This is a genomic window from Halomonas alkalisoli, from assembly GCF_021412585.1.
In the GTDB taxonomy this organism is placed as follows: domain Bacteria; phylum Pseudomonadota; class Gammaproteobacteria; order Pseudomonadales; family Halomonadaceae; genus Halomonas; species Halomonas alkalisoli.
Genome location: NZ_JAKCMI010000016.1, coordinates 107,889 through 131,813 on the forward strand (window position 1 = coordinate 107,889; position 23,925 = coordinate 131,813).

General features: G+C 54.0%; 17 protein-coding genes and 1 pseudogene. 4 read left to right on the plus strand and 14 right to left on the minus strand.

The genetic code is table 11. The features are described 5' to 3' along the window. Positions 1–276 precede the first annotated feature (276 nt). Both LY622_RS05120 and LY622_RS05125 read left to right on the plus strand, forming a co-directional pair. Entirely contained in the window at positions 277–2,850 is a 2,574-nt protein-coding gene (locus LY622_RS05120) for an EAL domain-containing protein (RefSeq protein ID WP_234289903.1), read from the plus strand. Positions 2,851–3,138: 288 nt separating this feature from the next. Beyond that, positions 3,139–4,869 carry an HD domain-containing phosphohydrolase gene (locus LY622_RS05125; RefSeq protein ID WP_234289904.1) on the plus strand — a complete coding sequence of 577 codons (1,731 nt, stop codon included), beginning with the start codon at positions 3,139–3,141 and terminating at the stop codon, positions 4,867–4,869. A gap of 201 nt (positions 4,870–5,070) precedes the next feature. Here the strand turns inward: LY622_RS05125 and LY622_RS22710 are convergent, their stop codons facing one another. The 9 genes from LY622_RS22710 to LY622_RS05170 form a co-directional block, all read right to left on the minus strand. After that, positions 5,071–5,277: an IS66 family transposase gene (locus tag LY622_RS22710; protein WP_439649575.1), complete on the minus strand. Its 207-nt coding sequence runs from the start codon at positions 5,275–5,277 to the stop codon at positions 5,071–5,073. 521 nt (positions 5,278–5,798) lie between these two features. Then, positions 5,799–7,367, minus strand: coding sequence for an aldehyde dehydrogenase (NADP(+)) (locus LY622_RS05135; protein WP_234289905.1), 1,569 nt, complete (start codon positions 7,365–7,367; stop codon positions 5,799–5,801). Positions 7,368–7,573: 206 nt separating this feature from the next. Next, positions 7,574–7,810, minus strand: coding sequence for a 4Fe-4S dicluster domain-containing protein (locus LY622_RS05140; protein ID WP_234289906.1), 237 nt, complete (start codon positions 7,808–7,810; stop codon positions 7,574–7,576). Between the two features lie 99 nt (positions 7,811–7,909). After that, complete coding sequence (locus LY622_RS05145; RefSeq protein WP_234289907.1) at positions 7,910–8,686, minus strand: enoyl-CoA hydratase-related protein; 777 nt, start codon at positions 8,684–8,686, stop codon at positions 7,910–7,912. Then, complete coding sequence (locus LY622_RS05150) at positions 8,683–9,849, minus strand: CaiB/BaiF CoA transferase family protein (RefSeq protein ID WP_234289908.1); 1,167 nt, start codon at positions 9,847–9,849, stop codon at positions 8,683–8,685. The genes LY622_RS05145 and LY622_RS05150 overlap by 4 nt, the downstream gene beginning before the upstream one ends. A 151-nt stretch (positions 9,850–10,000) precedes the next feature. Then, positions 10,001–11,350 carry an FAD-dependent oxidoreductase gene (locus LY622_RS05155; RefSeq protein WP_255762125.1) on the minus strand — a complete coding sequence of 450 codons (1,350 nt, stop codon included), beginning with the start codon at positions 11,348–11,350 and terminating at the stop codon, positions 10,001–10,003. 35 nt (positions 11,351–11,385) lie between these two features. Beyond that, positions 11,386–12,198, minus strand: a complete 813-nt coding sequence (locus LY622_RS05160; RefSeq protein ID WP_234289909.1) for an ABC transporter permease — start codon at positions 12,196–12,198, stop codon at positions 11,386–11,388. Further along, a complete protein-coding gene (locus tag LY622_RS05165) occupies positions 12,198–12,998 on the minus strand; it encodes an ABC transporter ATP-binding protein (protein WP_234289910.1) in 801 nt (266 codons plus the stop codon). Before LY622_RS05165 ends, LY622_RS05160 begins: the two co-directional genes overlap by 1 nt. Before the next feature lie 22 nt (positions 12,999–13,020). Next, positions 13,021–14,082: an ABC transporter substrate-binding protein gene (locus LY622_RS05170; RefSeq protein ID WP_234289911.1), complete on the minus strand. Its 1,062-nt coding sequence runs from the start codon at positions 14,080–14,082 to the stop codon at positions 13,021–13,023. 192 nt (positions 14,083–14,274) lie between these two features. On the opposite strand from LY622_RS05170, the gene LY622_RS05175 reads away from it, so the two are divergent. Then, entirely contained in the window at positions 14,275–15,183 is a 909-nt protein-coding gene (locus tag LY622_RS05175) for a LysR family transcriptional regulator (protein WP_234289912.1), read from the plus strand. A 79-nt stretch (positions 15,184–15,262) separates the two neighbouring features. Here LY622_RS05175 and LY622_RS05180 read toward each other — a convergent pair whose 3' ends face one another. Then, entirely contained in the window at positions 15,263–16,240 is a 978-nt protein-coding gene (locus LY622_RS05180; RefSeq protein WP_234289913.1) for an IS110 family RNA-guided transposase, read from the minus strand. 253 nt (positions 16,241–16,493) lie between these two features. Here LY622_RS05180 and LY622_RS05185 point away from each other — a divergent pair. Beyond that, positions 16,494–16,766 (plus strand): annotated as a pseudogene (locus LY622_RS05185) (transposase); the annotation flags it as partial. Positions 16,767–16,823: 57 nt separating this feature from the next. Here the strand turns inward: LY622_RS05185 and LY622_RS05190 are convergent. The 4 genes from LY622_RS05190 to LY622_RS05205 all read right to left on the minus strand — a co-directional run. Continuing rightward, positions 16,824–17,936, minus strand: coding sequence for a hypothetical protein (locus tag LY622_RS05190; RefSeq protein ID WP_234289914.1), 1,113 nt, complete (start codon positions 17,934–17,936; stop codon positions 16,824–16,826). Positions 17,937–17,972: 36 nt separating this feature from the next. After that, positions 17,973–21,452, minus strand: coding sequence for a toxin VasX (locus tag LY622_RS05195; protein ID WP_234289915.1), 3,480 nt, complete (start codon positions 21,450–21,452; stop codon positions 17,973–17,975). A 12-nt stretch (positions 21,453–21,464) separates the two neighbouring features. Next, positions 21,465–22,367 carry a DUF4123 domain-containing protein gene (locus tag LY622_RS05200; protein ID WP_234289918.1) on the minus strand — a complete coding sequence of 301 codons (903 nt, stop codon included), beginning with the start codon at positions 22,365–22,367 and terminating at the stop codon, positions 21,465–21,467. A 5-nt stretch (positions 22,368–22,372) separates the two neighbouring features. Next, positions 22,373–23,925, minus strand: a 1,553-nt coding sequence (locus LY622_RS05205; RefSeq protein ID WP_234289916.1) for a type VI secretion system Vgr family protein, incomplete at its 5' end; no start/stop codon positions are given.

Sequence of the window (23,925 nt, forward strand, 5' to 3'; positions counted from 1 at the left end):
AGACACCACGCAATCGACAGTCCGGTAAACGCGCAGACGACCTTTCACGGCATTGCCGCTTGGCGCACCACCACATAAGAAAAGAACGTTGTTGGAGGTAGCATTAGCTCCGGTCCGAGTTTCGGGGACCATTTCAGCCATCGCAAAGCTCTGCATGGAGCTACCGTAGACAACAACATTAATCTTGCCTAGCCAGTTCAAATCCTCCACCATTTCCTAAGAAAAAATTAAGCCTCCTAACAAATCTAGGGTGGGGGGGTGTAGGGAGACCTTGGCGTGACTGACGACTTTACCCTGCTGGAAGCTCAGCAAGACATCCACGAACTGATCGCCCAGCAGGCGCCACTAGAGCAGATCCTGGATGCGATTGCTCATTGGGTCGGCATCCAGTTCCCTGGTGCGGTGGTGGCCTTCATGCGCTTCGACCCGGCACATTGCTCCCTCAGCTTGTACCCCAGTCATCGCTTCTCTCAAGACTATTTCGAGCGGCTCCAGAATGTTCCCATCGGCTCGGCGGCAGCATCTTTCGGGGCGGCCGCCTATCTGCGCCGGCAGGTCATCACAGAAGACATTCAGACTGATTCACGTTGGGAGTCCTTCCGCAGCGCGGCTTTTGCCGAGGGACTCCGTGCCTGCTGGTCAAGCCCAGTGATCACCGCACAGGGCGAGTTGCTGGGCACGTTCGGCACGTATTTCGAGGAGTCCAGCGCTCCCAGCGAATTGAGCAAGCGGCGACTTCGCCAAGCCGCAGCCCTGATCGCCCTGGCAATCGTCAGGGATCGCGACAGCCATCATCACCGCACGCTGGCCGAGTGGCACCGCTCGCTGTTCGTGAACCATCCCCATGGCGTTTTCGAGTTCGATCTCGAGGGTAGATTCCAGCGCGGCAATACAGCTCTTGAGTGGATCACTGGCTATCCCGAAAAGGCCTTGGTTGGCCGTCACTTCAACGAGTTCGTCGATGCTGACTACCGCGAGTTCACCCAAGAGGCCTTCGATGCAGCCAAGGCGGGCTCATCACGCCAGTACGAGACCGTGGGCACCCATGCCGACGGCCACTCATACTACCTTGAAATTACCAACTTCCCAGTAACGGTCGATGGAGAAATCGTGGGTGTTTACGGCGTTTGCCATGACATCACTCAGCGAAAGCGTCAGGAAGCCGAACTCCGCCTGCTTCAGCGGGGCATCGAGGCCAGCCCCAATGGGGTTCTCATGGCCGATGCCACCCAGCCAGATATGCCACTCGTCTATGCCAATGAGGCCTTCTGCCACCTGACGGGATACACCTTGGACCAAGTACTCGGTAAGAACTGTCGATTCTTGCAAGGCAACGAAACCCACCCTGACGACGTCGAGGCGATCCGACTAGCCCTGTCGACCTGTACTGACGTTCAAGTTACGCTGCTCAATTACCGCAAGGATGGCACGCCGTTCTGGAATCGGCTGGCTATCAGCCCCGTCTTCGACGAGACAAACCGCTGCACCCACTTCATTGGCACCATGGTGGATATTACCCGAGAGCGTAGCCAGGAAGCCCGGATCGCCTATCAGGCTACCCACGATATGCTCACTGACCTGCCCAACCGGACGGCGCTGGAAGAGCGCCTCGAACAGGTCTTCCGTTTGAGTCATCGCAACCAGAGCTTGCTGGTGGTGATGTATCTCGACCTCGATGGGTTCAAGGCAATCAATGACGGCTTAGGATACCCTGTTGGCAATCAGCTGCTGATGGCGGTGGCCGACCGTCTTCGTCAATTGCTTGGCCCTAACGACACCCTGGCCCGTATTACCGGGGACGAATTCGCCTTCCTGATGCCTGGCTTCAAGTTTCGAGATGAAGCGACAACCGCCGCTGAGAATATCCTGGCAGCTTTGGAACGCCCGTTCGAGATCGAAGGACGCGCCTTGTACATCAGCACCAGTATTGGGATTGCCAGTAGCGATGAAGGCGTTGATCAGGCTCATGAATTGCTGCAGTACGCAGACATGGCAGTGGAAGCCTCAAAGCAACAGGGACGCAACACCTGGCAATGGTATCAAGGTCGTGAAAGGCGAAACAGCAACGTGCACGCGCTGCTGCGTCATGATCTTCCTACCGCACTGCGTGAGGACCAGTTCGAGCTTTATTACCAGCCTATTGTCGATGCTGTCACTGGCCTGATTCGAAGCGTCGAAGCTCTCGTCCGGTGGCACCATCCAAGACATGGTCTGGTGTCACCCGGGGTATTCATTCCAATCGCAGAGCAGACCGGTCAGATCATCCCCCTGGGCCGCTGGGTGCTTCGGAAGGCTTGCCAAACCCTGGCTGACCTGCACGCCAAAGGCCAGCGAGTGTTCCCGGTGGCCGTCAACATTTCGTCGCTGCAGTTCCGCCGTGACGGGTTCCTTGATGAAGTGAGAGGCATTCTGGACGAGACAGGTCTTCCGCACGAGCTGCTTGAATTGGAGATGACCGAGAGTATTCTTCTGGGAGGCGCCGACCAGGCCATCGAGATGATCCATACGCTAGGTGGGATGAACATTACGGTCACCATAGATGATTTCGGCACCGGCTTTTCCAGCCTCAGCTACTTGCGCGATCTGCCTATCCACAAGATCAAGCTGGACCGGGCCTTTATTCGTGACATTCTTACCAATCAAAGCAATGCCGCCATCGTTCAAGGCATCATCGCCATGGCTCACCACATGGATCTGGCGGTGGTCGCCGAAGGTGTCGAGGAGCCTGAACAGCAGCAAGATCTGATTCGCCGAGACTGCGACATGCTGCAAGGCTTTCTCTTCGCCAGGCCCATGCCGTGGAAGGACCTGCTGACACTACCCGACCGCCTGCCTGTCGGCATACGGTAATGGCATCACAGAGATGGTCCCCACCCATTTGAACATGGTGGCATTTGCTCGCATGTTAGAGCATATAAAAAATGTCAATCTAAAACAATAACTTAAGCGCGCCAAAAGAATGCTCCACATGGCTGATCCGCAAGAATGCAAGCCGAGCTTTCTGGCCGGTCAATTGAAAGAAAGACGATGCTCCTTACGACAGGTCAAAAAAAGTGATCCCAAGGCTGTAAACGCTATTGACCCTATCAAAAGAAGTATTTATTACTCACCTAATGAATTTCTTCGCTGGTAACGTCCATGACCACTGCTTCACGCTCTGAAAACCCTACTGCTCAAGTGATTCGCTCGCTTCTTCAGCACAAGCACCAGCTATCAGTGTTTTCAAAGATCGCTCCCTTTGCCCTGCCAGCGGAGGTTGCTGAGCTAGACCTCAATGCTGGCCAGCTTGTGCTGGAAGCGGAGTACAGTGGCTCCGACATCGAGCAGTATATCAGCAACGGCTGCTTGAACTTCGATCTCGAGGCCATGAAATCTCCAGATACCGGTGAGCGCGAGGTCTACAGCATCAGCAACGTGGTGGCCCGGGTCCTGAAAACGGACAGCACGTCCTATCGTCTGGAGTGCCAGCTACCGGAGTCAGTTTTCATACAGGAGAGCCGCGGATCAATTCGTATTCCCTTTATTTTAGGGATGCATGCTCGGGTCAGTGTCGAAGTGTACCTTCATGAACTCAGCATATCCGGGCGCCTACGAAACCTGTCCGTAGGTGGTTGCATGATCGATATTGACATCGCCGATAGCGTTGCAATCAGCGTGGAGCAGGCCCTACCGGGGATCACGTTGGAATTTCCCAACGGTGCGAGCTTCTTTGCAGAAGTGTGTGTCCGACATATGCGCCCATTCGGAAACCATGGCCATGCGGCCGTGGGTTTTCAGTTCATCAACTTGACTACACTACAGTCTGAAGCTCTGTTTCACTACGTGTCGGAAGTGGAGCGTGAGGCCGCTTACCGAGCGGGGGTCAATGACACGATAGCTAGTCACTCCCCCTTGTTCATCCCGGGTGCCAAGGAGAAGAAAATTCTGCAACGCGAAGACCAGGAGCGTCAGAAACGTGCACATCAACCCCCCGTTCAGCGAGGAGTGCTGGAGATTGCCAATCAGCTCCAAGTTGGGCTGATGTACATGAAAACTCGCGATCTCTTCCCCGAGGAAGTTCTCTACGACTGTGCAGACACATTGCTGTATCTGGTGACACAGGACCGCAAGGCCCTTCTCTACGCTTTGGCCTTCCTGCGCAACGAGCCGGATTGGGTGCGTCATGCCGTCCAGGTGGCCGGTCAATTAGCCGACATGATGCTGCTGAGGGACCCACACTCACCGCAAGTGCGTGAGGCCGTCCTGGGGGCTCTGTTACACAATATGGGCAAGCCATTGCTGGTCAGTGAAGAGCTTCCATCCCTAAAGGCCCATATGAAGCCTTACCAAAAAAGCATCTTGAAGGGACATGTGGCGACGTTGTTGAGCAAGTTACAGGCACTGGGCTGGTCGCCAAGCCCGATCTGTCGTGATGTATTGGAAAATACCAACGAGCGCCTTGATGGATCCGGCTATCCAGGCAGCAAACGAGATAAGCAACTCTCGGAACTGGCGAGACTCGTGTCGGTAATCAAAGTAATTAATAAACTGACACATGAGCGCAACGGTATCCCAGCTCGGGCGCCTCTCGATGCATACCGTTGGGTCAATGATGTCCCTGAGGCATTTGATAAGACCGTGCTCGTCGAGTATATACAAACATACGGGCTCTACCCGATCGGAAGTCTCTCGAAATTCTCAGGCGGATTCCTGGCTTGGATCATTGATATTGATGCCAAAGGGATGCCACAAAAAGTTCATGTCATCAAAAATTTAGCATTTAAAGACACAAACATTGACAGCGTCTTAACTACCAAAGATTTCTCGCAAATAGGAAAACTGGAGGGTGTGGTCAACCCCGCGGAATACGGGATTATGTTTGTCAAGTAACGGCTTAGTTTTACTACCAATGCTTTCACAAACTGTCAACGTACCCCATCTGTTCTGAATTGAATCAGAGAGGTAGAGTGGCCTTCCAGCGCCAGGGCAGGAGGGAGTCAAGATCGCTATCCTCGCCGAGGGTGGGCAGCGTCTCGAATACGAACTGCAGGTATTTTTAGGGCGAGAGGCACTTGGCTTTGGCCGTTTCGATCAGGCTTTAGATCGCGCGCTGGCTTGGGCACCGCTCGGCGTGTGGCTGAACAGCCCGTTCTTGCGACCGACTACGAAGGGGCGGATGGCGTTGTCCGCCGGGCTGTTGTCCAGCGGGATCAGGTCATCTTCGAGGAAGCGTATCAGGTGTTTCCACTGACTATCGAGATAGTGCAAGGCCTTGCCCAGGGCACTCTTGGCCAGCATCTGCTTGATCGATTTATCGAGCTAGGTGTGTAGTTGGATGATCAACGGCCAACTCTTCTGCTCACGCAGCGTCCGGCGTGCCTCGGGGTTGAGTCCCTTGGCCTGCTGTTCCACGGCGTGATCTAGTTGAGCGCCAAATCGGCCTTGATGGTCTAGCCCTTAGGTTGCACCTTCTGAGCGACGATGAACTTGCCCCGTGCGCGCCCAGCGCAGCTGGCGTCATAGTCGAACAGCATTACCTGTTGTCCAGGAGACCCCACTGTCAAGCTAGTTGGAGTAGAACTCGCAGCTCGGTCCGCTTCGGCGCAGACTGTAAGTGTAGCGCGTCAATCTGGACAAGAAACCGCCGACAATCAGATTGAGAACCAGGGTGTGACGGCCCCTTCGCATTTACCCTTCCTTGCTTGGTGCGCACGTTGCGTCATTCGAGTTTGTATCGCTAAGCGCAATGCCAGGCTCACCCGATGAAAATGGCGACTCGATGGCCGCCAAAGGGTCCTAACCGGCTGTGAAATTAGGAATTAACCCCGCTTGCCATCCACCAAACGGGGGACACCCAGTGGGTTGGTTTCCTTGAGTGCCGAGGGTAGCAAGCCTTCAGGCAGGTTCTGATAGCACACCGGTCGCAGGAAGCGGTGGATGGCCGCACTGCCCACTGAGGTAGTCCGGCAATCCGAGGTCGCGGGGAATGGGCCACCGTGGACCATGGCGTGGCACACCTCGACGCCGGTCGGCCAGCCATTGGCAAGGACACGGCCGGCCTTGCGCTCAAGTACCGGAAGTAGCACTCGGGCGGCGTCCAGGTCGCCATCATCCATCTGCAGCGTGGCTGTAAGTTGTCCCTCCAGATGCTCGGCCACGGCGCATACCTCGGCCATATCTTCGCACTCGATCACCAGCGAGGCAGCACCGAACACCTCAGCCTGCAAGTCCTCTTTGGCCAGGAAGTCGGCGGCGCAAGTGGCGAACAGTGCGGTCTGGCATTGATGAGGCTCCTCACTGGATGCCCCGCGAGCGATTTCGCGGGCTTCTCCAGCAAGCTGGCTCACGCCATCGACATAGGCGGCGTGAATGCCCGGCGTGAGCATGGTCTGCCCGGCACTACTCTTGACCGCTTCACCGGCGACAGTGTTAAACATGTCCAATGCCTCGCCCTTGACGGCGACCACCAGCCCAGGATTAGTGCAGAACTGTCCTGCACCCATGTTCAGTGAGCCGATGAAGCCCTCGGCGATCTCCTTGCCGCGAGCCTGGAGCGCCTCGGGCAGCAGGAACACTGGGTTGATCGAGCTCATCTCGGCGTAGACCGGGATCGGCTGGAGGCGGTTCTGTGCGGTTTGCAGCAGCGCCAGGCCGCCCGAACGCGAGCCGGTGAAGCCCACCGCTTGGATGCGCGGGTCGGCGACCAGCGCCTGGCCTATCTCCTTGCCTGACCCGAACAGCAGAGAGAACACCCCTTCGGGTAGTTGGCATTTGGCGACGGCAGCTTGCACGGCGCGACCCACCAGCTCAGAGGTGCCGGGGTGGGCGGAGTGCGCCTTAACCACTACGGGGCAGCCGGCGGCCAGCGCCGAGGCGGTGTCACCTCCCGCCACGCTGAACGCCAACGGGAAGTTGGAGGCGCCGAACACCGCCACCGGCCCCAGGGCCACATGGCCCTGGCGCAAGTCGACACGGGGCATAGGCTGGCGGTCCGGGAGTGTCGGATCGATGCGCACGTCGAGCCACTCGCCGGCGCGTACTGTGGAGGCGAACAGTCGCAGCTGGCCACAAGTGCGGGTGCGCTCACCCTCGATGCGCGCCTGGGGCAGACCGGTTTCGGCCATGGCACGCTTGACAAGGGCGTCGCCCAGAGCCTCGATCTCGACGGCGACGGTTTCCAGAAACGTCGCGCGCTCCTCCAACGACTTCTCGCGATAGCGAGCGAAAGCGGCCCAAGCCAGTTGGCAGGCCTGAGCGACCTCGGTACGGCTAAGCCCCCTGTAGTCCGGCGCAAGTGTATCGCCGGTAGCTGGATCGATTGCTTTGAACACAGCTTCGCTACCAACAACAGCCTTACTGCCAATTAGAGAAGTTCCACACAGCTTCATAGCTCACCCATAAAAATAAAATACACAGCCAATAATAATCAGCGATTTGCAAAAGAAGAGCTCTCGCTTACACGCGGAGATTAAATATTAAAAGGCCAATAAAACATAAAGCGCTCCTTGAAATAATAATCAACATTTATCATCAGGCACCAAAGCGCAGAGGCTTTAAAAAGTCAAATGAAAGGAGCAGCCCAAACCTCCCAGAACTATAGCACATTAGTAAAACTGCGTACTGATGGATGATCTTTTAGTGGAGCATCTCCCCTAGACCAACCACCGGGCATCGTCACGTTATTTTCATCATCATAAAAAACCTCTTCATTAATTTTCACAAATTCGTATTCATCCTCTGATACTTCATCAGAATATCGAATTGCATCCACAGGACAAATGCTCTCGCACATTCCACACTCAATACATTCAACTGGGTTTATGTAAAACATTCGCTCCCCTTCATAGATACAGTCTACGGGGCAGCTTGTCGTACATATTCCATCTTTTACATCTATACACTCGCTCTTGATGATTAAAGACATTTTTTATTACCGACCTTTCCAGTTGGGCACTCGCTTTTCGCGAAAAGCACGCACCCCTTCTTCCGCATCTTCTGATACAAGTGCTGCCACAAGCTCTGGTGTTTGTAAAGAACGAGCCTCTTGAATAGACAGGTGTGTCGTGTTGCTTAAAGATGCTTTAATAGCCTTTAATGATAAAGGAGCTGAATTCAAAATATCAGAAACCCAATCGTTAACCTCATTATCCAGGTCTTCATCTGACACTACAGAATTGACCAAGCCATAAGACGCTAGATCTTTAGCAGACATCATACGGCCGGTCATCATCATCCCTGATGCAATTTTTGAAGGAATCATTCTATTTAAGGCGACCATACCTCCATCTAATGGAAGCCTGCCTACCTTAGCCTCTGGCAAAGAAAATTTTGCTCGCTCACTAGCAATTACAATATCGCAACCAAGGACCATTTCCATTCCTCCACCAAGGGCTAAACCATTGACCCTTGCAACAACAGGCACTTTAATACTTTTGCGAAGCGCAATACCACCAAAGCCATTTGGATTCTGATGTGCCCAATACTTTAAACCGGATAGTTCCGAGTCAGACTTTAGATCAGCACCAGCACTGAAGGCTTTATTCCCAGCACCAGTGAGCACAACACAGCGGACGGATGTGTCACCTTCTATTGACTGCCAAATCCTCTCAAGCTCGGACTCGGTCTGAGAGTCCACTGCATTCATACGATCAGGGCGATTTATTGTCACCCATGCCACGTGATCTAATATTTTGCAAGTAACGTTCATGAAACAGCCTTTTTAAATGACTTTATACCCAAATCACTAAGAATTTCCTCAGTGTGCTCTCCCAAACGGGGCGGAGCATAGCGAATGACTGTAGGAGCGTCACTTAAATGGACAGGCGAACTAACTACGGTCAAATCTCCCAGGACCGGATGTTTAAAGTCAATTAGCATATCATTGACTGTAGTTTGTTCGTCATTTAGAGCCTCTCCCAATGAACGAACTGGCGCGCACAGCAAGTCCTGCTGCTCGAGACGAGCCAACCAGTAAGCAGTGGTATTTGTTCTAAAAACATCACGAAAAACTTCTTGAAGAAAGCGTTTATTTTTCCTTTGAGAGGCCAAATCCGGATATTGCTCAGAGAGATCTTCAATACTAAGTGCTGTACAAATGGCTTGAAGGGGATTCTTTTTGAATGCACCTACAAGAACCAATGATCCATCCTGTGTATCAAAAACACCGGTTAACGGCATTGCAGCCCAATTTAGAACTTCTTTGTGCTTAGACCACTGAGCAGCTTCCTGCATTTGCATAGCAATCATTGAGTCATATAGTGACACAGCGACTTTTTGGCCGACCCCTGTCTTCTCTCTCGCAAGCAAAGCGGCAAGTACGCCTTGGACAAGGTGCATGCCGGCAGTGTAGTCACAGAGTGTCGTGGGATAAATTGAACGCGGAATGGTTGGATCCGCCGTCTTCTCCATAACCCCTGACATCGCTTGTGCTAGTACATCTTGGCCACCTTTATGGGAATAAGGGCCTGTTGCACCAAAGCCTGTACCAGAGGCGCAAATAATTTTTGGGTTTATTTCTTTTAGAACATCATATCCAAATCCAAGTCGGTCCATCACACCAGCGCGGAAATTATCAATAACTATATCAGCATCGCTTACAAGCTTATAGACAACTTGCTTTCCTTCATCTGATTTAGTATCAATTTCTATTGATCGCTTATTTCGATTCAGTGAAGAATATACCGCATTATTCATACCCTCTTCCGACATTTCCCCAAAGAAATGCCGAGACAAGTCCCCTGAACCGGGACGCTCAATTTTTATAACATCAGCCCCAAAATCCGCTAGCACCTGAGTTGCACAAGGCCCGAGCATGACTTGCGTAAAGTCAATAACACGGATTCCAGATAGTGGATAATGACTAACATTCATACTTATCCCCTTGCAAAGGCCAAGGTCCAGTCATTGGCACCCCGGCGAATGTAAGCAAAATTCTCTTAAAGACCTACATCCTGATTAAAATTCGTCAGCTGCTGTGTATACAGCAATGCTCGTGGAAAAATCTTTGGTTATTCATAGGTCATTATTCAACCAAAGCATTGAAAGAAGGAATATCACCAGGATCAGCACCTTGCGCCCGAAGACGTTGTTGGATTTTTGACACGTCCGCATCGCGCAGTGCCGTGTTTCCTTCGAGTGCAACAGATACTGCAACACCTGCTGCCTCCCCCTGCACCATACAGGGAGGGATTTCTCGTGACAGTTTCTGAGCCGAGCTTTCAGCTGAGTAGTGACGCCCTGCTACAATCAAATTATCTAACCCCTTTGGTAGCAAAGCACGATAAGGAGTGTAATAATCTCTTCCTCGGCAAACGGTGTCTGCAAAATGGCGCCTAGACATAACATCATCCTTAGTCACCACATACTCACCTTGTAACAGGCGTGTTTGTCTAACACCCATTTGTTCAGCAGCTCCAAGCATTTTAGCGTTTTCAAATCCCGGTAAATTCTCGCGAACAAATTTCAGCAATTTCATCATCCGATCACGACCTTCAATTTCAGCTGCAACCATGTGTTCAGGTGACATGCCATCATAGCCAGGCATATGAGGGCAGTTACACCAGACGATGCCAGGAAGTGGTGTCTTCAACCACCACATCCCCCATGCGCCACCAAGAACACGTCGAATTTGACGATCCAAAGCTTTAAATTCCTCAGGATGAGAATACTCAAATGCTTCAGCTTTATCTGTATCAATGTCACAAAGCCGGAAAACTGTAGTGACAATAAATTGACCAGTCAGGAATGAAGAACCTGCGGATGTGGCAACATCAAGGTCTCCACTAGCATCAATGATCATTTTTCCCTTAATCGCTTGTTTGCCGAGCTTTGTCTGGCAGACAACACCTGCAACGCGACCATCTTCTACAATTGCTTCTGAAAACCATGAATGTAAACGAAGATTTACTCCACTCTCTCGGACAAGATCGAGACTTACACGCTTAAAAGCATCAGGATCAAATGAAACCGCATGCACGATCGGCTGGGGCATTTGAGACTTGTGAAAGTCTATACATCCCCACCGGGACCACTTTTTCCACATTTCCCAGCTAGCTATACAATCTTCATGTGGTGGGAATACTGCACCATCTTGCGCTGCCATTCTATCAACAAGCTCACTAACGATACCCGTTGTGACGATTTCATTACCTTCATTAATCATGTCATCTAGCACGAGTACCATTCCGCCAGATGCCATACCACCGAGGTGATGATAACGCTCAACCAGAGTGACGGAACATCCATTGCGAGCAGCCGAAACCGCTGCACTCAGGCCAGCAGGCCCTCCGCCTACAACAACCACATCGGACTCAGCAACAACTGGCACTTCTCTGGAAGATTCACTGACCGTGATTTTTTCAATGCTATTCATGTTATTTCCAAACTGAGAAATTAGTATTAATTCGTTTAACGAAGATTTCTTGGATTCCACTTTATTACACGCCTTTCCACCAAGGTTACAACTCCGAAAAACGTAACGGCAAGCATGGAAGACGCAAAGACAGCGGCATAAAGCAATGGAGTTCTAAAGTTATGGGTTGCATCAAGTATAAGCGCCCCCAACCCAATGTCTGCGCCCACCCATTCACCAACAATTGCACCAACAACGCAGGTAGTAGCAGCAATCTTTAACGCAGCAAACAGATAGGGAAGTGAAGCGGGGAGTCTGATTTTCCATAATATTTCATTTTGTGTCGCTGAAAGAACTCGACCCAAATCAAGTGCATCTTTTCCAACAGATTCTAGCCCCTTCACCATATTCACAAGCGTAGGAAAAAAACATATTAGTGCCGATATAATCACCTTTGCAGTCAAACCATTACCAAAGATTAACACAAGAATCGGGGCGACAGCTAAAATAGGAATAGTATTTACAAAAACTGCTAGCGGAAAAAAAGCCCTCTCAACTGATTTATTATGTACAAAAATTATAGCCAACGCTACTGCAATGGAGTTTCCGACAAAAAAACCCATCAACGCCTCAACAAAAGTAGGCCAAAAGTTATTAATCAGGATTGGATAGTCGGATGCTATAGCGGAAGCGACATCCGTGGGGGCCGGAGCAATGAAGGTAGGCACCCCGAATACTCGCACACCGACTTGCCAGATTATTAGCAACGCAATAACCACAGCAATAGGCGCAAACCAAGTCGGAAGTACGATAGTCTTATTTTTTCTGTGCATTGCAACATTACTGTTCACGTTATTTGCAATAGCCATTAGCACTCCTCCAGAAGCTTGCGTAGCCTGGCTGCGATTTTCACAAACTGCGTGGTTTCACGAGTGCTCAGACATCTATCAGCAGGCAATTCAACTTCAATGAGTTCTTTTACTCGCCCTGGATGAGCTTCTAGCATTAGCACTCTCTGGCCAAGGAAGACCGCTTCAGGTATCGAATGAGTCACAAATAATATTGTTGTCCCAGTCTCTTTCCATATTCGACGAATTTCCACATTCAGCCAATCACGCGTGATTTCATCTAACGCCCCAAAGGGTTCATCCATAAGCAGCAACTTAGGCTTGCAGACAAGAGCTCGTGCGATCGCAACTCGCTGCCTCATACCTCCGGACAATTCATGTGGCAAGGCATTTTCACGACCTTTTAGCCCGACCATTTCTAAAAGCTCTTCTGGACTTTTTTCATTCACATGTAGATTTTTACAGCCTTTGACTCCCATCTCTAAAGGAAGTTTTACATTTTCAAGTGCTGTACGCCAAGGGAGTAGTGCAGCGTCTTGGAAAACAAACGCTATATCACGATCCCTGCGCGCAAACTCTGGAGATTTACCAAATACGGAAATAGTTCCTTTTGAAGATGATACTAAATCTGAAACGACTCTTAGCAAGGTAGACTTACCACATCCAGATGGGCCTAGAATAGTAATAAACTCACCCTCACTGATACTCAGCGAAATATCATTGAGAACATTCAGATTATCAAAATCTACAAAAGTCTGATCAATTTCAATTGCCACGTTCCGCTCCACCACTTCGGGAGCAACCTCACTTAAAACTGACATATATAACGCTCCAATCTTGTATTTATCCAAACTTGGGGCGAGAACTTGAGGTCGCCTTTAACACAGAGTCCGTCATGATGTCTTCTACAGTGGGAACAGAACCTTCGAACTGCCCTAAAGCTGCATATGTGTCAATCTGATCTTGCCATTTTGTTTTTTCCATGCTCCCCCAACCATTTGCCTTGGAAGTTCCAGTAAACACATAATCCATGATCGCATCTACAGCTCTCAACTCATTTTCTAGGTTGAGATTGGGGTATCTATTAACAAGAATTTCTACGGCCTTTTCACGATTTTCGTATGCCCAGCCCCATCCTCGTGCGGTTGCTCTGATAAACCCTTCAAGTTGATCGTGGTCATTTTCAATAGCATCATCTGTTGCGTAATACGGATTAGCATACAGACGCACGCCAGCATCCCACAGCCGCATATCAACCCGCTCATCTCCAAGAGTTCTGAGAGCACTAGCGTTTGTCTGCCACCCAGTCACAACGTCAACTTGACCTGTGATCAATGGTGCCATGTTGCTGCCAATAACCAGAACCTCTACTTCACTTTCCGGAATATCATGTTGTGCAAGCAGTGCCTGGAGAAGAATTCTTGCAGTTCCATTTGTGCCAACTTTCTTACCAATCAGGTCCTTGGGCTCGTTAACTGGATTATCTTTCAGAGAAAAATATGTAAAGGGGTGCTCTTGATATCCTGCAGCGATACATTTTATTGGGAGCCCCGCGGCTCGTGCCATCATAATGGAAGGGCTCGAAGAAACTTGACCCAATTGGGCTCGCTCAGCATAAACGTTAGCAATGCCATCTACGTTTGGGCCGCCAGCTGTGATCTCAAGGGAAAGGTTTTCTTCTGCGTAGTATCCCAGCTCGGAGGCGACGACTTCCCCTAATTGGCCATTGGTCACAATCCAACCCAACTGCATATTCATCACGGTATGGCCAGAAGCCTTAGAATATCTAGGATTAAGCATAGCACCCATAGGCATCACCGCTGCCGCGGCAGCCCCTGTCATACCAGCCAGGAAGGAGCGCCGTGAAACAGACCCCTCAAAGGGGTACTTGGTACGATCGTTCATTGTCGTAACTCCGCTCGTAGGTGCGCCAGCGTCTGACGCATTTGTCATTGTGTTGTGGCTACTAGTCAGCTGAGGTCGAGCTCTGAAGCGTTCATACTTAACATAGCGACTTGACCTGAGCACGCATAGAACCGATTCTCTCCAATAGCGATGCCAAAATCATCTCACCCTTTCGTCTAAATGGTTATAAAAATGCTGCACAACCCTGTTTTACGTTATATAGATGAAGTCGCACGACAGCGTTCAATTCGCAAAGCAGCTCGTGTACTTAACATTTCATCTACTGCTGTAAACCGACAAATATTAAAACTTGAAGGTGAACTTGGAACCAAAATATTTAACCGCATTCCAGATGGGGTAGAACTCACTCCAGCAGGCGAAGTAATTATTTCGCATGCCAGAAGGACTCTCTTTGATTTTCAGAAAGCACGTGGTGAAGTATCGGACATAACGGGGTTACGAATCGGGCATGTTCGAGTTTCAACGCTAGATTCTCTCACTTTTGAATTTATCCCACAACTTTTAAACGAATTTTCAAAAGCGCACCCTGGCGTAACATTCACAATAAACACAACCACACCTGAGGAGATCCCGGAAGCCGTTGCGTCTGGGGGGTCGGACATTGGTCTTGGTTTTACGAATTTTCATCACCCTGATGCAAGAGTTATATTAGAGACTCCAACCCCCTTTGGCGCTATCGTAACTCCTAACCACCCTCTTGCTTCACGCCATTTTGTTACGATGTCTGAGTGCACTCAATTTCCTATTGCTCGTACACATGACTCCTCCGGAAAAGCGCTATTCCTAGAAGATGAAGCCCGATCACTTGGCCTACCGACTACAGCAGTTTTTTATTCAAATTCACTAGTAATGATCAAACATGCCATCCTTTCTGGCTTCGGAATTGGTATATTTACAAAAATGGGGTTCACTAAAGAAATTAAATCTGGCGACCTTAAATTTATACCTCTTTCAGAAAGCAACCTCACGCATTACAAGCTTGGCGCCTTTATATCATCGACAAAAAATATGAGCACGCCTGCAAATTTATTAACGCAAGCTATCAAAAAACAACTAAGGAATAGCGATTATTCAATTTAATATTTGCATGTTGCGCCACGAACTTATTACAACTGATCCACCTAGATACCATCTCTCCTAACCGGCCACAAACATCCCATCAGGCGGTTTGTGGCCGATATTCGGTTTGCGTCTTGAGGACCCCGTAAGCTATGTGGACCAGCTTACGCATCGCCGCCCCCAAGGCCGCCATTTTGCTCTTGCCGTTTGCTGTAAGCCGCTGATATAACGCCGAGACATCTGGATTCCGCCTCAGCCCGACGACGGCTGCCATGTACAGGCTCTGCCGCAGCTTCGGATTGCCGGCTTTCGACAAGCGGGGACGCCCACGTACGGAGCTACCTGATTCCCAACTGACGGGAACGAGCCCCGCAAACGCCGCGGCCTGGCGGGCGCTTTCGAAAGCGCGGCTACGCAGCATCGCCAACAGTCGGAGAGATACCGCAGGGCCAACGCCGGGAATCGTTTGCAGCAAGGCGCGATCCTGCTTCAAGCCAGGGTGCTGATCGAGGTGGTCATCGACCTCCTGCTGGAGGCGATCCCGCTCACGCGTCAATGCCAACAGGATGTCATCGATCGAGCGGAGGATATCGGTTGCCATGGCGAACTCGGCTTTCTCGCGCCGGTTTCGCTCACGCTGAATGTCTTTGTCCAACGCGTCGAGTCTCGCTGCCAGCGCCTTGAGCTTGCGCACTTCCTCAGGCTCCGGCTTCCAAGCCTCAGGTCGTTGCGTTGCGCCATAGCGTGCCAGCACCACACTGTCCTTCTTATCTGTTTTGCCGCGTACTCCCAGGCTACGGGAGAAGTCGCGCACCTGCGCGGGGTTGAGGACATAAACCTGGATGCCAGCAGCATGCAGCCAATATGCGAGCGTTTCGTGATAGATGCCGGTGGCTTCCATCAAAACATGCAACTGATCCAATGGCTCCCCGGTTTGGTGCTCAAGCCATTCCAGCAGGCGTGGAAAGTCCTGCCGCCGATTGCCGAATACACGGGTCTTGACCTTGCCTGTTGCCACACCGCGCAGCCAGGCGCAATTGAGCTTCTGCTTGCTGACGTCGATACCGATCACTGCCATGTCTCGTCGCCTTTCCTTGTTCGTGCAGCCTCACTCCAATGCGGGAGGGGCTTGGATACCATTCAAGCTATCGAGATAGTGGGCATCAGGGGGCATAATCTAGGTCCCAGGCTGTAGGCCTCAGGCTTTGTGGATGCTCACCCTGATGCCAAGGCCTGCTGGTAGCTAATCAACAAGCCCGGAGAGAAACAAGGCTTTGTCCGAAAACTCGAATTTGCTAATGTCACCTATGCCGCAGCAGCATAGGTGACCCATGGCAGGACGCTACGAGATCTCCGAGAGCGGTTGGGCTCTCATCAAGGACATCGTCTCGCCAGCGCAGCAGACAGGGCGCCCACGCCGCGATGACCGACAGGTGTTGAACGGCATCTTCTGGATCCTGTGCTCGGGTGCCAAATGGTGCGATCTACCCGAGCGCTATGGTCCTTGGAAGACCGTCTACGACCGCTTCCGCCAGTGGCGCGATGACGGCACCTTCGAAGCTGTCCTGGCACGTCTCCAGCTCCGCTTGCGAGAGGATGGCCTGTGTCAACGTCAGTGAAGGTTGGCCATATTGGGGGTGCGGACATTTTTTGCCCATGAATCAGGCCACCACTCCCTGACTACGATAGGCGTCGGCGAAGATCTCTTCGATGGAACGATGCGGGTTTTCCTCCCGCAACCGGCGCACCTCGGCTGACAAGCGTACCAACTCCTCGCTTGGCTTGGCCCATTGCTCCTTGGGCAGTGGCTTTGACCACTCCTCCACCTGCGCCGGGCGCAGCTTGGGGCGCGATTTCATCAGGCGCTTGGCTTCCCACTCGGTCAGGTAGCCGGGCAGGTTCCACAGTTCGATGACGTGGTAGGCATACCAGAAGAAAGCGAAGACCGGCCCCACCTCGCCCTTGGCCCGGCGCTCGCGCATTCCGCGACGCGCATTGCGTAGCGTATGCACACCCTCCCAGGGCGGATCGTCTTTACCGCGCGGCAGATGCGGATCCTGAATCTCGTGCAGCGAGTGGACCTCGTAATCCATATAGGCACGGATCGCTTCCCAATTGCTGATCGCCAGAGGCAAGCCCGACGACACGTATTCGAGCTTCAGCCACTTGCCCGTCTCCGGGTGGGCATACCCCACCCCCATACCGTACTGCTGCTGTACGCCGTACTGGGTGGCCCCGCGAGCCTCCACCACCCAGGCCATCAAGGACTCCCAGGGAACGAAAACGACTTCCTGCGTATCGGTCAGGGTAAAGCACACTTCGCGGCGCTGCCGGTTGAAGCGAACGGGAATGCTTCGCTTCAAGTCCTGAATACCCATATAGTGGCCTATATACATTAGAAATAAGCCAGCTGCCCCACCTACTAATCCTGACCAAAAAAACAGCCTATATAAAAAAAAGAAATTATCAGATGATATACTTGGCATGAGCATTAAAACAAGCGCTGGAAAAACCAAGACACATAGCAATAAAAACCCACACCATCCAGCGGTAATCATCTGCCAACCAAAAACATTTGGCCACCCTCCCCCGAAATCCAGCCAAGTATCATTAAGTTCGCTTACGGCCTTGCTCATATCCAGCGGCGGCTGGCCCGTCGACAAGGGCAGCGGCGCTAGATAGGTAATGCGTCCCCCGGGAATCGCCTGGGTATCACCCGCACGGTGAGGTTGGGAAAGCTCGGGCTGCGGTAGATCCGGCGTCTTGTTACGCATGGTCAAATTCCTTTTCGTCTCTTAATCGCCTGCCGGTCAAAGATCAATAGCATACCAGCTCCCGGGGTTGCCTCGGCGTGGAAATTCTGACGGCGTATAGCGTTTTTCGCTACCGGCCCCGCCACGCGGGTTGATATAGATATAGACGTCGCTTGCCTGGTAGCGGCCCTCGTCATCGCGATGCTCAAACCGTACTCCGACTACCCAGTGCTCTGTCTCATACCCATGGGGGGTGGACCGGTGCGCCGGTGAGCGCCCCGATAACACCACATGGCCCTTATCTATATCGGTCCCTATCACCAACGCTTCTGTCAGCTCGGTAGACGCTTCCAACCAATGTTCAGGTGCCCGTATCGTGCCTTCTTTCTGCCATATTTTCACAGGCTGTACCTGCCAGGCCTTCAGCGAAAGGCGTACTGGTGCCTGGCCCACCAGCGGCGGCTGCAATGCCTCAGGCAATAGCCCAGGCAAATGCAGCGCAACCCGGTGGTGGTCGGGGCTGCGCGTCCAATTGGGTCGCCAACTCTCTGTGTAGACCTCTTCCAGTGTGATATGAGCAGCTTGACTGATGCGCTGCAGCTCGCTCAGGTAATACTCTAAGGTTTCATCGCCCTGCTCTGTTCCCCAAGGAGAGTGCAACAACCACTGATCGTGCTGACTGATATTGTGACGGTTATAGAGCCAGGCACCCCCGAGCTGTAGAACCGAAAATGCAAAGCCTATGGCATTGAAACGCCAAAACACCGATGCGAGTTGAGGGCCTGCCATTGCCCATGTCGTGGCACCTCGCGCAACAGCAATACCAGCCCTCGCATTGGAAATTAGCCCATACCCGTGCGCCCCCATTAACCCAGCATCGCCCACCATGGCCAGCGCAGCGGCCCCCTGAGCATTGCCGTTGCCACTACGCACAGCATCCTGCCAGTTACTCCTATTATTATATAATCCAAATATAGAAGCCCCGAATCCAGTAAAATACCCAGCAACCCCTAGGCCAAAGTGCATTCGTCCCAACTGAGCATATACACCGCTTGCACGGCTTGTGTTAACAGCATTCCCCAAGGCGCGCGCCTGAGCCTGAAGCGCTGTATCACCAATACTCTGCCCAGCCAAAAATCCAGCCGCAGAAGTAGAGAAAACCGCTCCAGCCAGCCTAACCAAGGCTTTCTGCTCTTCTCTGCGGTCCTCACTCTCCTGAACAGCATTCAAAGCCTTTATAGCTGCCCACAGCCCCACTGCTTGGCCGATAAATACCAGCAACCCGACACCATCGCCCAATAGCCCTGCCGGTGGAGCTCGGTAGATTCCCTGCCGGAGATTGCTGGTCAGCCTTCCGACCGCTGCAGCCTTTCCGGCATCATCGAACTCCAGCACCAGGCCAGCCCTGCCACTCTCGCCTTGCGACAAAATGAGATCATCAGCCCCCACCTCACCAACTGGGCTAAGGGCTGCGGCCAATCGATGCTCGTTCGCCTCCAACTGAGCCTGTACACGGCGGCGCTCATCCCGGATTCGATCACGCTCAGCCCCCGAGGCCTGCCGCCGTTTATTGTTCAAGCTGGTCAGACGTTCTCTCAGCAGCAGGGTGTCTTTGACCAGCGCTATTAGCTCCCTGAGGCTATCCGTCGAGAAAACGAAACGCGCTCCGTTCTCTTTAGCAGCATCGACGATACGCGCCCATGCCGCAGGCGGTTTCAACTGACGGAAAAGGTCTTCTAACTCCGGCATGTTGAAGCCATTCTGCCCGGTTGCCTGCTGCATCTGCTGCATGATACCGGCCAACCCTGCGCCTACTGCAGGCGTCAGGTTGGTTCTGGCACCATTCGCCAAGGATTGTATGTTTTCCGGCAATTTTGTCAGGTCGGGCAGCTTCCCACCTTCGGCTTCTTTCAGCCTATCCACCCAGCTATCCAGATGTTTCAGAATGCCGTAACCGGCGGCAATGAGCGCCGTATAGCTTTTTATCAACTCGGCTTGTTCCTGCAAGCTTCGAGTATGAAAGAGGGGGCGATCGTACTCCGGGTGTTCGGTCAGCCACTGTTTTATTCTTTCGACGACCTCATCGTCTCGACAAATATCTCGCGTGCAGGCGTATTCCGCCGAGAATGCCATCCCAACCTGCTCTTCACTATCGGCGTCAAAATACCAGGCTGCCAAATGAAAATAGTTGGAGCACAGCATATCGGCCCGGTCTTGACTGATATGGTTCAGTAGGGCATTCCAGCGCGCTAGCTTTGGACGCTGCTGCTCCAGAAATTGATCCATGTCGCCGCGGCGAATAAGGTCATTGACTCCGCGCTGACCAAAAGAAGCCCCTTCCAAAATATCGCGGACGCGCCGGTTATTGGTTTTCTTGAGGTCGAGCAAGGTGTTCATGTGCTGCTCGACGAAAGCACTATCCGCATGGGCCATCGTTTCTCTAGCATGATATCGGCGAATCTCGGTCTGCTGCCGCTGCAGGATTGCCGAGGCGTTGGCTCGGTTAGCGTCTTGGCTAACCTCAAGAAGCCTAGCTCTAAGCTCATCGGGCAAGTCAGGGTCGTAGGAGCGGGCAAGCTGCTCCTCTTCGTTGAGGTAATTCAGCACGGCTTGCCGAGTATGCTCCCTATGCGGCTCGTCCAGTGTCTCTAAATCATTCCAAAGAGCACTCTCTGGAGAGCCTTCCTCGCCAGGAGCCAATGACGCCATGGTTTCTGCCGTCAACTGTGTGATGGACTCGATATAACAGCCGAGCAGGTAATTGCGCTGAGTACGCTTTTCCTCCTCCTCCGTCCACTCATCGATCCACCCCACCACGTTGTCCTGATACATGGCCAGGTCGCGCATGACACCGATATCGTCGCGCACGATCAGGCACAGGCATTCGTCGCGATCCTCGACCTCATGCTGCTTGAGCAGCTTGCCGAGACGGGTCTTGTGGTAGTAGTGATCGTTTTCCCAGTGGTAGGCCTCACCTTCCTGCTCGTGGCCTCCTTCGGGCTGCTCCAGCTCAGCCTCTTCGGCGAATTCCGCGACCCACTCTTCTGCCTGGGTCGTAGTGATCAGGTGTTCCCCACCACCGGAAACGGGATTGGCACCGGAGAGGTCGACCGCCTGCATGAAGGCGTCGCGATCTTCTTCGCTCTCCAGCACCTGGGCACGCTTGGCGTCGGTCCACTTCACTTCGGAGAAGCAGACGTAGAGGGTCCGGTCCGTCTCGTACTCGAGCTTGCCGCCGGTGATCTCATCGCCCTGTTCACGAAACTCGTACTCGGCGAGTGCGTTGGTTTCGCCATCGAGCACATAGAGGTAGCCGTTGCGCAGCAGGCGAATGCCGAGAGGCCGCGCGCTCAAGGTGTAGGGTGTAGAACATCCGGGCACCAGCTCCTCGACCAAGCCATAGCGCAGCGGCAGCAGCTGAACGCTGCCGCTGTTCAATGGACAGGTGGCACCCTCGTCGCTGTCGCGGCACGGCAGTTCATAGGCGGCCAGGGCGCCGTCATTGCGGTCATCGGTGGGTCGCTCGAACGCAGACATGTGACATGCTCCCTATGTCGTGGGTGATGAAGGTGTAGCCGCCAGTGCGGCCTCGATGCGCGCCAAGACACTGCCTCGCTTGGGGTCGGTGAGCGCGTGGAGACATTCGGCAACGCTTTCGTCGCCCTGCCAGGTAGTAATGCCCAAGCGCGACATCAGACTGCACAGCAGTGCCCACTCCCGAGGCGAGGTGAAGCCCAGGCCACGGGCTTCATGCACGATCTCGAGGAGTTGCACATGACGCTGCGGCCGGCTCGTCTCCGTCAGCCAGCCAGCGCAGTGCTGGTCGACAAAGCGCATTAACTGCCTGGCATGCCGGCGCAGATCGCAGGCCTGCAGCCGTTGAAGCTGAGCCTCGGATAGACGATAGCCTTCCGGGGCGGGCGCCAGTGGGGGCGCGTCGTCCTCAGCCGGCGCCCAGCTATGCCACGCATCGGCCACGGCATCCGGCAGCACCAGGCGCTCGATGGGCCCCCACGGTATCAAGGCCGGCGTACTCCCCTCCTGCAACAGGGCGGCGATGACCGCCGGGTCGGCAAGCCGAAGCAGCATGGGTACGTCGAGCGGGTGGCGCACCAGGATCAGGCTTCGCAAATAGTCTGCGACCTCGGTAAGGCTGGCTCCGCTCTCGATCAGATAGCCCCACTCCGGCTCCAGGCCCTCGGCGAGGAAAGCCTGCAGCACCGGATCATTCAACCCGTTGAGCTGCACCAGCCACGGGGATACCTCCTTCACCTCGGCCCAAGGGGTGCCGGCGTAGAGCAGGTCTGCTTCCAGCCTGCCTTCGGACCATTCATAAAGCCGGCGTGGCAGCTCCTGCACTCGTACACCATCGAGCAGCAGGAACACCCGCTGCGCATCGGGCCAGCACCACGTGCCGCCCGTCAGTCCCTGGGATAGTGGCCAACTCACCATATCCGTCACGCGCTACCACCCTTTTCACAGACAGGACATAACGCCTGTTGCTGTAGCAGTGCCGCATGCTGCGGGGCCTGGATCGGCGTGAACTGGGGCGCGGCCTCCGCCTCCCTCGGCAACGCCGGCGCCTGGGCCGCCTGGCCGGAGCCGGAGCCTGGGCTGCCGCCGGAGTTGATCTTGACGCTGGCACCGACGATGGTCACGCCGCTGGGGTCGAGCTTGATGAAGCTGCCGCCGGCCTTGAGGGTGATCTCGGCGCCGGCTTCGATCACGACCTTCATGCCCGCCTTGTGGTGGATCTCCTGGCCGGCCTCGACCAGCTGGGCACGGCCGATCTTCTCGTGGCGGCTGGCGTCGACGATCAGGTGGTCGTCGCCGTCGATCTGGGTGTGCCGCTGGCCGTGTACCGTCAGGTGGTCATCGGCATGAACCTCGCCAATGCGGTCGTTGTGCACGGTGAGGAAGCTGTCGTTGCCGATTTCCTCGGTGCGGTCGTTGTTGGTGAGCAGCTCCAGGTCCTTCTGGGCGTGCAGCCAGATCTGCTCCCGCTCGGCCTCGTCCTCGAAGCGCAGTTCGTTGAAGCCGTCGCCCTTGTGGCTCTGGGTACGGAGCACCGTTCGGGTCTTGTGCTCGGGCAGGGCATAGGGCGGGGTGTTCACCGCGTGGTAGGTGCGCCCGGTGATCAGCGGCTGATCCGGATCGCCTTCGAGGAAAGAGACGATCACCTCGTGCCCGATCCTGGGAATGGCGATGCTGCCGTAGCCGCCACCGGCCCAGCCCTGGCTCACTCTGAGCCAGGCACTCGCTCCGTTTACAGCGGCTTCGCCGCCAGCCCCGGCGGTATCAGGCTCGGCGTAGCGGTCCCAGGGGAACTGCACCTTGACCCGGCCGTGCTCGTCGCAGTGGATCTCCTCGCCCTCGGGGCCGACCACGAAGGCGACCTGGGGGCCGTCGACGCGGGGCTTGGCGTTGGGCTCGGGGCGCCAGGCGGTGTCGGCGGGGGTGAGCAGCAGCTCGTTGTGGTAGCGGGTGCTGTCGTTGCCGCCGATGCCCTGGCGGTCGCTGGCGGTGACGCCCACGGCATCCTCTTGCAGCGCCTGGGGCTGCCTGCCGTGATGCACCACCGAGACCACCTGCCAGTCGCGGTTGAGGCGCTCGGCATCGTGGTCGGTGAGGGTGAAGCGGTGGCCGGGGGCGAGCTCGGGCAGGTCGCTCTCGGCCTCGGCGGTCAGCGCATCGTGGCGCAGGTGTTCCAGGCGGATGCGGGTGAAGGCCTCGCCGGAGGCGTCGGCCTTGTAGCGGCCGGGGTAGTCGTAATGCTCATAGTCGTCCCGTTGACTATGGGTCTCGAGATCACGTCCCATTTCCTCATGCAGCTGGGCATACGCCGGCTGCTTGAAGGAGTAATCCTTGAGCATGGCCGAGGCGGGGCGGACCCGGGAGACCTGCTTGAGCTTGCGCAGGTGGCGCAGCGGCGGCGTGCCGCCGGCGCGGCCGTGATAGGTGCGCTCGCCCAGGCTGGCCAGCACCTGGGGGTCGTCGGCGAAGACCAGGC

What these genes read in the sequence shown, in the direction of transcription:
- LY622_RS05150 (WP_234289908.1), bottom strand. Translation starts at nt 9,849, where the DNA reads ATGAATGTTAGTCATTATCCACTATCTGGAATCCGTGTTATTGACTTT.
- LY622_RS05135 (WP_234289905.1), bottom strand. Translation starts at nt 7,367, where the DNA reads ATGAAGCTGTGTGGAACTTCTCTAATTGGCAGTAAGGCTGTTGTTGGT.
- LY622_RS05200 (WP_234289918.1), bottom strand. Translation starts at nt 22,367, where the DNA reads ATGGTGAGTTGGCCACTATCCCAGGGACTGACGGGCGGCACGTGGTGC.
- LY622_RS05155 (WP_255762125.1), bottom strand. Translation starts at nt 11,350, where the DNA reads ATGAATAGCATTGAAAAAATCACGGTCAGTGAATCTTCCAGAGAAGTG.
- LY622_RS05160 (WP_234289909.1), bottom strand. Translation starts at nt 12,198, where the DNA reads ATGGCTATTGCAAATAACGTGAACAGTAATGTTGCAATGCACAGAAAA.
- LY622_RS05180 (WP_234289913.1), bottom strand. Translation starts at nt 16,240, where the DNA reads ATGGCAGTGATCGGTATCGACGTCAGCAAGCAGAAGCTCAATTGCGCC.
- LY622_RS05170 (WP_234289911.1), bottom strand. Translation starts at nt 14,082, where the DNA reads ATGAACGATCGTACCAAGTACCCCTTTGAGGGGTCTGTTTCACGGCGC.
- LY622_RS05125 (WP_234289904.1), top strand. Translation starts at nt 3,139, where the DNA reads ATGACCACTGCTTCACGCTCTGAAAACCCTACTGCTCAAGTGATTCGC.
- LY622_RS05190 (WP_234289914.1), bottom strand. Translation starts at nt 17,936, where the DNA reads ATGCGTAACAAGACGCCGGATCTACCGCAGCCCGAGCTTTCCCAACCT.
- LY622_RS05175 (WP_234289912.1), top strand. Translation starts at nt 14,275, where the DNA reads ATGCTGCACAACCCTGTTTTACGTTATATAGATGAAGTCGCACGACAG.
- LY622_RS05145 (WP_234289907.1), bottom strand. Translation starts at nt 8,686, where the DNA reads ATGAACGTTACTTGCAAAATATTAGATCACGTGGCATGGGTGACAATA.
- LY622_RS05165 (WP_234289910.1), bottom strand. Translation starts at nt 12,998, where the DNA reads ATGTCAGTTTTAAGTGAGGTTGCTCCCGAAGTGGTGGAGCGGAACGTG.
- LY622_RS05140 (WP_234289906.1), bottom strand. Translation starts at nt 7,810, where the DNA reads ATGTTTTACATAAACCCAGTTGAATGTATTGAGTGTGGAATGTGCGAG.
- LY622_RS05195 (WP_234289915.1), bottom strand. Translation starts at nt 21,452, where the DNA reads ATGTCTGCGTTCGAGCGACCCACCGATGACCGCAATGACGGCGCCCTG.
- LY622_RS22710 (WP_439649575.1), bottom strand. Translation starts at nt 5,277, where the DNA reads ATGCTGGCCAAGAGTGCCCTGGGCAAGGCCTTGCACTATCTCGATAGT.